The sequence below is a fragment of the Pseudomonas lactucae genome (genome assembly GCF_016937615.1).
Classification (GTDB): domain Bacteria; phylum Pseudomonadota; class Gammaproteobacteria; order Pseudomonadales; family Pseudomonadaceae; genus Aquipseudomonas; species Aquipseudomonas lactucae.
On the sequence record NZ_JAFHKI010000156.1, the window covers coordinates 1 to 9249 of the forward strand.

Annotated in this window: 8 protein-coding genes and 1 pseudogene; 8 read left to right on the forward strand and 1 reads right to left on the reverse strand. The window is 63.1% G+C overall.

Annotated features, from left to right (window positions below; translation table 11 throughout):
* The first annotated feature begins 268 nt into the window (after positions 1–268).
* The 6 genes and pseudogenes from ccoG (at position 269) to hemN (ending at position 7202) form a co-directional block, all read left to right on the forward strand.
* The gene (gene ccoG / locus JWR98_RS24805; protein WP_205491468.1) at positions 269–1684 is read left to right on the forward strand and encodes a cytochrome c oxidase accessory protein CcoG; all 1416 of its coding nucleotides are present in this window, start codon (positions 269–271) and stop codon (positions 1682–1684) included.
* Positions 1685–1699: 15 nt separating this feature from the next.
* Entirely contained in the window at positions 1700–2239 is a 540-nt protein-coding gene (locus tag JWR98_RS24810) for a FixH family protein (protein WP_078734206.1), read from the forward strand.
* Between the two features lie 112 nt (positions 2240–2351).
* Positions 2352–4800, forward strand: a pseudogene (locus tag JWR98_RS24815) (heavy metal translocating P-type ATPase).
* 22 nt (positions 4801–4822) lie between these two features.
* The gene (gene ccoS, locus JWR98_RS24820) at positions 4823–5041 is read left to right on the forward strand and encodes a cbb3-type cytochrome oxidase assembly protein CcoS (protein ID WP_078734208.1); all 219 of its coding nucleotides are present in this window, start codon (positions 4823–4825) and stop codon (positions 5039–5041) included.
* Positions 5034–5717, forward strand: coding sequence for a sulfite exporter TauE/SafE family protein (locus JWR98_RS24825; protein ID WP_078734209.1), 684 nt, complete (start codon positions 5034–5036; stop codon positions 5715–5717). The genes ccoS and JWR98_RS24825 overlap by 8 nt, the downstream gene beginning before the upstream one ends.
* Positions 5718–5819: 102 nt before the next feature.
* Entirely contained in the window at positions 5820–7202 is a 1383-nt protein-coding gene (hemN, locus tag JWR98_RS24830; RefSeq protein WP_078734210.1) for an oxygen-independent coproporphyrinogen III oxidase, read from the forward strand.
* Positions 7203–7205: 3 nt separating this feature from the next.
* Here hemN and JWR98_RS24835 read toward each other — a convergent pair whose 3' ends face one another.
* Complete coding sequence (locus JWR98_RS24835) at positions 7206–7670, reverse strand: hypothetical protein (protein WP_078734211.1); 465 nt, start codon at positions 7668–7670, stop codon at positions 7206–7208.
* 153 nt (positions 7671–7823) lie between these two features.
* Here JWR98_RS24835 and fnr point away from each other — a divergent pair, with 153 nt between their 5' ends.
* Both fnr and JWR98_RS24845 read left to right on the forward strand, forming a co-directional pair.
* Positions 7824–8558 carry a fumarate/nitrate reduction transcriptional regulator Fnr gene (fnr, locus tag JWR98_RS24840; RefSeq protein ID WP_017527497.1) on the forward strand — a complete coding sequence of 245 codons (735 nt, stop codon included), beginning with the start codon at positions 7824–7826 and terminating at the stop codon, positions 8556–8558.
* 79 nt (positions 8559–8637) lie between these two features.
* Positions 8638–9186: an adenine phosphoribosyltransferase gene (locus JWR98_RS24845; RefSeq protein ID WP_003175478.1), complete on the forward strand. Its 549-nt coding sequence runs from the start codon at positions 8638–8640 to the stop codon at positions 9184–9186.
* The last annotated feature ends 63 nt before the right edge of the window (positions 9187–9249 follow it).

The following is a 9249-nucleotide window of genomic DNA, read 5'->3' on the forward strand; positions in this document are numbered from 1 at the left end:
TGTCACTGATCCACCGCTATCGGGAGCAAGCCCCCTCCCACATTGGATATCAGTGTTTTGAAGGCTGAGCCCGCCAAAACCGTCCATACTTCCCAAGTCAATTGATCCAGATCACGTACACCATCAATTGATTTCCCCCAACGCGACCAAAGGTCGCACCCTTGGCGTACCATCGGGGGCGTATCATTAAGCCACTGCAAGACCCTTAATTTGACCGCGGTTGGCACGTACTGGCCGAGGCAAATCTCCACCGCCGTGGGATGCAATGATGAGCAACCAGATACCGGTACATGACGTTACCCCGCCTGCCAAAACCGAGAGTAAAACTGTCGATCTGTACGCTGCGCGCGAGAAGATCTACACCCGTGCCTTCACCGGCCTGTTCCGCAATCTGCGCATGCTCGGCGGCGCCGGTCTGTTCCTGCTCTACTTCGGCACGGTGTGGCTGAACTGGGGCGGTCACCAGGCGGTGTGGTGGAACCTGCCGGAGCGTAAGTTCTTTATTTTTGGCGCGACCTTCTGGCCTCAGGACTTCATCCTGCTGTCGGGCATCCTGATCGTCGCGGCGTTTGGCCTGTTCTTTATCACCGTGTACGCCGGCCGCGTGTGGTGCGGCTATACCTGCCCGCAAAGCGTGTGGACATGGATCTTCATGTGGTGCGAAAAAGTCACCGAAGGCGACCGCAACCAACGCATCAAGCTGGACAAGGCGCCGATGGGCGCCAACAAGTTCCTGCGCAAATTCAGCAAGCACAGCCTGTGGCTGTTGATCGGTTTTGTCACCGGCATGACCTTTGTCGGCTACTTCTCGCCGATCCGCGAACTGGTGTTCGACTTCTTCACCGGCCAGGCCGATGGCTGGTCATATTTCTGGGTGGGCTTCTTCACCCTCGCCACCTACGGCAACGCCGGCTGGCTGCGCGAACAGGTGTGCATCTACATGTGCCCGTACGCACGTTTCCAGAGCGTTATGTTCGACAAGGACACCCTGATTGTCTCGTACGACCCACGCCGTGGCGAACTGCGGGGCCCGCGCAAAAAAGGCGCCGACTACCAGGCCCAGGGCCTGGGCGATTGCATCGACTGCACGATGTGCGTGCAGGTGTGCCCCACCGGGATCGACATCCGCGACGGCCTGCAGATCGAGTGCATCGGCTGTGCCGCCTGCATCGACGCCTGCGACAACATCATGGACAAGATGGAGTACCCGCGCGGCCTGATCAGCTACACCACCGAACACAACCTGTCCGGGCAAAAGACCCACAAATTGCGCCCACGCCTGATCGGTTATGCCCTGGTGTTGCTGGCCATGATGAGCCTGTTGGCCAGCGCATTCTTCATGCGTCCGCTGGTGGGTTTCGACGTGAGCAAAGACCGCGTGCTGTTCCGCGAAAACGCCGAAGGCCGTGTCGAAAACGTCTACAGCCTGAAGATCATGAACAAGGACCAGCGCGACCACACCTACGTGCTCGACGCCGCCGGCCTGCCGGACCTCAAGCTGCAAGGGCGACGCGAAATCAAAGTGGCCGCCGGCGACATCGTGAGCATGCCGGTGGAGCTGTCGAGCGCACCGGAACAACTGCCGTCGAGCACCAACGAAGTGACCTTCATCCTCAAGGATGCCGACGACACCAGCGTCCAAATTGAAGCCAAGAGCCGATTCATCGGCCCACAAGTTCGTTAAACAGGGAACACGAGAATGCCCGCAACCACTGCCGCAAGCCCTTGGTACAAGCACCTCTGGCCCTGGATCATCATTGGGATCCTCGCCTGCTCGGTGACTCTGACCTTGTCCATGGTGACCATCGCGGTGAATAACCCGGACAACCTGGTCAACGACAACTACTACGAGGCCGGCAAAGGCATCAACCGTTCCCTGGACCGCGAACGCCTGGCCCAGACCCTGCAGTTGCGCGCCAAGCTGCATTTGGATGAACTGACCGGTGAAGTCGAGCTGAACCTCAGCGGCTACAGCAACCCGAATACCCTGGAACTCAACCTGATTTCTCCGACCCAGCCGCAGAAAGATCGCAAGGTCAACCTGACCCGCAGCGACAGCGAACCCGGTCGCTACATCGGCCAGGTCACCGACAAGGTCGAGGGGCGTCGCTTTGTGGAACTGCTGGGGGTGGAAGGCGACAGGACCTGGCGCCTGTTCGAGGAAGAAGAGGTCACCCACGACAAGGACTTGCTGCTGGGTGATGAGCCGTTGCAGGGGGCCGAAGACCTTAAGAAGTAAAAGCCGCGCTTCGCGCATCCGGGGCAAGCCCCCCCCACAGTTGGAATGCGTTCCCCTGTGAGAGGGGGCTTGCCCCCGATGAGGCCCTCCCAGCCAACCAAGATCCAAAACAATGACCACCCCAACCCCCTGCTACCACTGCGCCCTGCCCGTCCCATCCGGCAGCCGGTTCACCGCCGACATCCTCGGCGCACGCCGCGAGTTCTGCTGCCCGGGGTGCCAGGCAGTGGCCGAAGCGATTGTCGCCGGCGGCCTGGAAAGCTACTACCAACACCGCAGCGAAGCCTCGGCCAACCCCGAAACGCTGCCCGTGCAGTTGGTGGACGAACTGGCGCTGTACGACCGCGCCGACGTGCAAAAACCCTTCGTGCGCCACCAGGGCGAACTGGCTGAAACCACCCTGCTGATGGAGGGCATCAGCTGCGCCGCCTGCGGCTGGCTGATCGAAAAACACCTGCGCCGCCTGCCCGCCGTCGCCGAGGCGCGGTTGAACTTGTCCAACCATCGCTTGCAAGTGCGCTGGGCCGACGGGCAACTACCTCTGAGCCAACTGCTCAGCGAACTGCGCCATATCGGCTACGCCGCCCACCCGTATCAAGCCGATCGCGCCGCCGAGCAACTGGCCGGCGAAAACCGCCTGGCCCTGCGCCAGCTCGGCGTGGCCGGGCTGCTGTGGTTCCAGGCGATGATGGCGACCATGGCCACCTGGCCCGAATTCAATATCGACCTGAGCCCGGAACTGCATGTGATCCTGCGCTGGGTTGCGATGTTTCTGACAACGCCGATCGTGTTCTACAGCTGCGCGCCGTTCTTCAAGGGTGCCATGCGCGATATGCGCACGCGTCACCTGACCATGGACGTGTCGGTGTCCCTGGCCATTGGCGGGGCCTACCTGGCCGGGATCTGGACCGCGATCACCGGCGTGGGCGAACTGTATTTCGATGCCGTGGGCATGTTTGCGCTGTTCCTGCTGGCCGGGCGCTACCTGGAACGGCGTGCCCGCGAACGCACGGCGGCCGCCACGGCGCAACTGGTCAACCTGCTGCCCGCTTCGTGCCTGCGCTTGCAAGCCGATGGCCAGAGCGAGCGCATCCTGTTGAGCGAACTGGCGCTGGGCGACCGCGTGCTGGTGCATCCGGGCGCGGTGCTGCCGGCCGATGGCGTGATCCTCGACGGCCAGTCCAGCATCGATGAGTCACTGCTCACCGGCGAATACCTGCCGCAGCCGCGCCAGGTCGGCGATGCGGTGACTGCCGGCACCCTGAATGTCGAGGGCGCACTGACCGTCGAAGTGCGCGCCCTGGGTCAGGAGACGCGGTTGTCCGCCATCGTGCGCCTGCTGGAACGGGCCCAGGCCGAGAAGCCGCGCCTGGCGCAAATCGCCGACCGCGCCGCACAGTGGTTCCTGTTGTGTTCGCTGATCGCCGCGGCGCTGATCGGCCTGTTGTGGTGGCAGCTGGATGCATCGCGAGCGTTCTGGATTGTACTGGCGATGCTGGTGGCGACCTGCCCGTGCGCCCTGTCCCTGGCCACGCCGACCGCCCCTCACCGCCGCCACCGGCACCCTGCACAAACTCGGGCTGTTGCTGACCCGCGGGCATGTGCTGGAAGGCCTGAACCAAATCGACACGGTGATTTTCGACAAGACCGGCACCCTCACCGAGGGCCGCCTGGCACTGCGGGCGATCCGGCCATTGGGCGAGCTGAACAGCGACCGCTGCCTGAGCCTTGCGGCTGCTCTGGAAAACCGCTCCGAACACCCGATTGCCCGCGCCTTCGGCCGTGCGCCGTTGCCGCCGATGAAGTACTCAGTACCCCGGTCTGGGCCTGGAGGGGCGTGTGGGCGAACGCTTGCTGCGCATCGGCCAGCCGGGTTTTGTCTGTGAACTCAGTGGTTGCCCGATCCCTGCATCACCGGACGACGCCGGGCAATGGCTGCTGCTGGGCGACCGCGACGGCGCCCTCGCCTGGTTTGTGCTCGACGACCGCCTGCGCAGCGACGCCCCCGCCCTGCTCGCTGCCTGCAAGGCGCGCGGTTGGCGTACGTTGCTGCTGTCGGGGGACAGCTCGCCGATGGTCGCCAGCGTCGCCGCCGAGCTGGGTATCGACGAGGCCCACGTGGCCTGCGCCCCGACGACAAGCTGCACGTGCTGCAACAACTGCACAAGGAAGGCCGCAAGGTGTTGATGCTCGGCGATGGCGTTAACGACGTGCCCGTGCTCGCCGCCGCCGACATCAGCGTGGCCATGGGCTCGGCCACCGACCTGGCCAAGACCAGCGCCGATGCGGTGCTGCTGTCCAACCGCCTCGACGCGTTGGTGCAGGCTTTCAGCCTGGCGCGGCGCACCCGACGGGTGATTATTGAAAACCTGCTGTGGGCAGGCCTATACAATGGCCTGATGCTGCCGTTTGCCGCCCTCGGCTGGATCACCCCCATCTGGGCGGCGGTCGGCATGTCCATCAGTTCGTTGACCGTGGTACTCAACGCCCTGCGCCTGACCCGCCTGCCGAGCGCGCCGGCCACCGGTGCCCCCTCAATCACCCGCCCGCTGCCGGCGTGAGCCGCGCGGGCATGGAGTGCAGATGCCAGCTTTATACGTGATGATTCCGGCGGCGCTGCTGATAGTGGCCATCGCCATTTACATCTTCTTCTGGGCCGTGGACAGCGGCCAGTACGACGACCTCGACGGCCCGGCCCACAGCGTGCTGTTCGACGACCAGGACCCCAACCACCTGGCCGCCGTCGACGAAGCCAACGGCCCGGCACAACCGCCCACGCCCAAAGACCCGCCCCATGCTTGAACTGGCGCCGTTGCTGGTCTCCGCGCTGATCCTGGGCCTGCTGGGCGGTGGCCATTGCCTGGGCATGTGCGGCGGGCTGATGGGCGCGCTGACCCTGGCGATTCCCAGGGAGCAACGCAGTCGCCGGTTTCGCCTGCTGCTGGCGTACAACCTGGGGCGCATCCTCAGTTACGCCACGGCCGGGCTGTTGATCGGCCTGGCCGGCTGGGCGGTGGCCAATAGCCCGGCGGCCCTGTTCATGCGTGTGCTGGCCGGTGTGCTGTTGATTTGCATGGGCCTGTACCTGGCCGGCTGGTGGAGCGGCCTGACGCGCATCGAAAGCCTCGGGCGCGGACTGTGGCGGCATATCCAGCCCGTCGCCAACCGTTTGCTGCCGGTGTCCAGCCTGCCGCGCGCCCTGCTGCTGGGCGCGCTGTGGGGCTGGTTGCCGTGCGGGTTGGTTTACAGCACCCTGCTCTGGGCCGCGAGCCAAGGCAATGCGCTGGACAGTGCGCTGCTGATGCTGGCCTTCGGCCTGGGCACCTGGCCGGTACTGCTGGCCACCGGGCTGGCGGCCGAACGCGTGACCGCGTTATTGCGCAAACGCAGCGTGCGCATGGCCGGTGGGTTGCTGGTGATGGTGTTTGGCCTATGGACCTTGCCAGGGCCGCATCAGCACTGGCTGATGGGCCACTAAACGGCCATGTGGCATAGCGCCGCTGCCTGTTGATGCAAATCAAGGTGCCCACCCCGGCCAGCCCCTAGACTCGGCCCACTAGCCTATCCGGGGGACGCCCGCATGCTCGACGCCATTCGTTGGGACACCGATCTGATTCATCGCTACGACCTGGCGGGACCGCGCTACACGTCCTACCCCACCGCCGTACAATTCGACAGCCAGGTCGGCACGTTCGACCTGCTTCACGCCCTGCGCGACAGCCGCAAGGCCGCGCGACCGTTGTCGCTGTATGTGCATGTGCCGTTCTGCGCGAACATTTGCTACTACTGCGCCTGCAACAAGGTGATCACCAAGGACCGTGGCCGCGCCCACGCCTACCTGCAACGCCTGGAGCAGGAGATCCAGTTGGTGGCCTGCCACCTGGACCCGAAACAGCCGGTGGAGCAGCTGCATTTCGGCGGCGGCACGCCGACGTTTCTCAGCCACGACGAACTGCGCCAGGTCATGACCTGCCTGCGCCAGCACTTCAACTTGCTCGACGATGATTCCGGTGACTACGGCATCGAGATCGACCCGCGCGAAGCCGACTGGGCCACCATGGGCCTGCTCCGCGAGCTGGGTTTCAATCGTGTCAGCGTGGGCCTGCAAGACCTCGACCCCGAGGTGCAACGGGCGGTCAATCGCCTGCAGAGCCTGGAAGAAACCCGCGCGGTGATCGACGCGGCGCGGACCCTGCAATTTCGCTCGATCAACATCGACCTGATCTACGGCCTGCCCAAGCAAACGCCGATCAACTTCGCGCGCACCGTGGAAGAAGTGATCAAGCTGCAACCGGACCGCCTGTCGGTGTTCAACTACGCGCACCTGCCTGAGCGCTTCATGCCCCAGCGGCGGATCAACACCGACGACCTGCCGTCACCGGCCGAAAAACTGCTGATGCTGCAAACCACCATCGAGCAGTTGACCCAGGCCGGCTATCGCTACATCGGCATGGACCATTTCGCCCTGCCGGATGACGAGCTGGCCATCGCCCAGGAAGAAGGCACCCTGCAACGCAATTTCCAGGGCTACACCACCCACGGTCACTGCGACCTGATCGGGCTCGGTGTGTCGGCGATCAGCCAGATCGGCGACCTCTACTGCCAGAACAGCAGCGATCTCAATGGCTACCAGAACACCCTGGCCGGCGCGCAACTGGCCACCAGCCGTGGCCTGGTCTGCACCACGGACGATCGGTTACGGCGAGAAGTGATTCAGCAGTTGATCTGCAATTTCAACCTGGCCTTCGAACCGATCGAACAGACCTTCAACATTGATTTTCGCGGGTATTTCGACGAAATCTGGCCGCAACTGGAGGCGATGGCCACCGACGGCCTGATCGAGCTCGACGCTACGGGCATTCGTGTATTGCCTGCCGGGCGGTTGCTGGTGCGATCGGTGTGCATGGTGTTCGACGCCTACCTTGAGCACCAGAACCGGCAGCGGTTCTCGCGGGTGATCTAGGCGTTACTTCATTGCCAGGCCGGCCGCCTTGATCGCATCACCGGCACTCATGCCTTTCATGGCTTTGGCCAGGGAGGTTTGAGCCGTGATCAAGCCGGCCTGCAGCCCGCCCAAGGCCGCTTGCAGGCCGGACAGCTTGGCCCTGGCCTGCTCAGGGCTGAGGCTCTGGTCTGCCATCACGGCAGCCATTTCGGCCTGTTTCTCGGCGATCTGCTTTTTGATCTCACGAATCATCTTCAGCAGTTGCTTGACGTTATCCGAGAGGCCACTGTCGTCGATGTCGCTGTTGGAGGTTTTTTGCGCCGTCTGCGCTTGCATCGCGGCACCGGAGATCGTGACCGAAACGCCAGGTTTGGCCTTTTCGGCAACGCCGCTGCCATCATCGTTCGGCGTCACAGCCTTGTCTTGGGTCGCCTGCGACGCAGGAATGTTGACACTGGCCGTCAGATTACTGGTTAACGAGAGCATGAGCGATGCCTGATGATAGAGAGTCGATAGCAGACTATCGGCGCTTTTCTCGGTTTCTTTATACCGCGTCGGCTTTTTTGTACAGGCTGGCCTCACCGCCCTCGAGTGCTGTACCCTTACGTCTTATGTGTGCTTTTCACAAGGATCTAAGAAATGTCCGAGCCAGCCAAACTGCGCGCTCACGGCCAGGCCCACTGCAAGGATTGCAGCCTGGCGCCCCTGTGCTTGCCACTTTCATTGAATCTGGAAGACATGGACGCGCTGGACGACATCGTAAAACGTGGTCGCCCGCTCAAGAAAGGCGAGTTTCTGTTTCGCCAGGGCGACAAGTTCGACTCCGTCTACGCAGTACGTTCGGGCGCCTTGAAGACCTTCAGCCTGAGCGACAGCGGTGAAGAACAGATCACCGGCTTCCACCTGCCCAGCGAGCTGGTCGGGCTGTCGGGCATGGACACCGAGATTCACCCGGTGTCGGCCCAGGCGCTGGAGACCACGTCGGTGTGCGAAATCCCCTTCGAGCGCCTGGATGAACTGGCCCTGCAATTGCCGCAACTGCGTCGCCAGTTGATGCGCGTGATGAGCCGCGAAATTCGTGACGACCAGCAAATGATGCTGCTGCTGTCGAAGAAAACCGCCGATGAGCGCATCGCCACCTTCCTGGTCAACCTGTCGGCGCGCTTCCGTGCCCGTGGTTTCTCGGCCAACCAGTTCCGCCTGAGCATGTCGCGCAACGAAATCGGCAACTACCTGGGCCTGGCGGTGGAAACCGTTTCCCGCGTCTTCACGCGCTTCCAGCAGAACGAACTGCTGGCCGCCGAAGGCAAGGAAGTGCATATCCTCGATCCGATCCAGCTGTGCGCGCTGGCCGGCGGTTCTCTGGAAGGCTGAAGCAGACGCCCGCGGCCGCGCCAACCGGCGAGGCCGCAGGTATACTCCGGGTCCGTTTTCCTCCCAGGACTCTTCGACGATGACCTTCGATTCGTTCGACATCAAATCCCTGATCCGCCCCGTCATCGATTTCCCCAAGCCTGGGGTGATCTTCCGTGACATCACGCCGCTGTTCCAATCGCCCAAGGCCCTGCGCCTGGTGGCCGACAGCTTTGCCCAGCGCTACGTCGAAGCCGATTTCAGCCATATCGGCGCCATGGATGCACGCGGCTTTCTGATCGGCTCGATCATCGCCTACCAACTGAACAAGCCGCTGATCCTGTTCCGCAAGCAGGGCAAGCTGCCGGCCGACGTGCTGGCCGAGGGTTACCAGACCGAATACGGCGAAGCCTTCCTGGAAGTGCACGCCGACAGCCTGTGTGAAGGTGATTCGGTGCTGATATTCGATGACCTGATTGCCACTGGCGGCACCTTGATCGCGGCGGCGAACCTGGTGCGGCGCATGGGCGCCAAGGTCTTTGAAGCGGCGGCGATTATCGACCTGCCGGAACTGGGCGGCTCGCAGCGCCTGGAAGATATGGGGATTCCGACTTTTTGCCTGACGCAGTTTGCGTTGACTGAACGTTAACGCTTGACCTGACTGACGCCTCCCACATTTGATGGCGAACACCGTCAAATGTGGGAGGGGCTT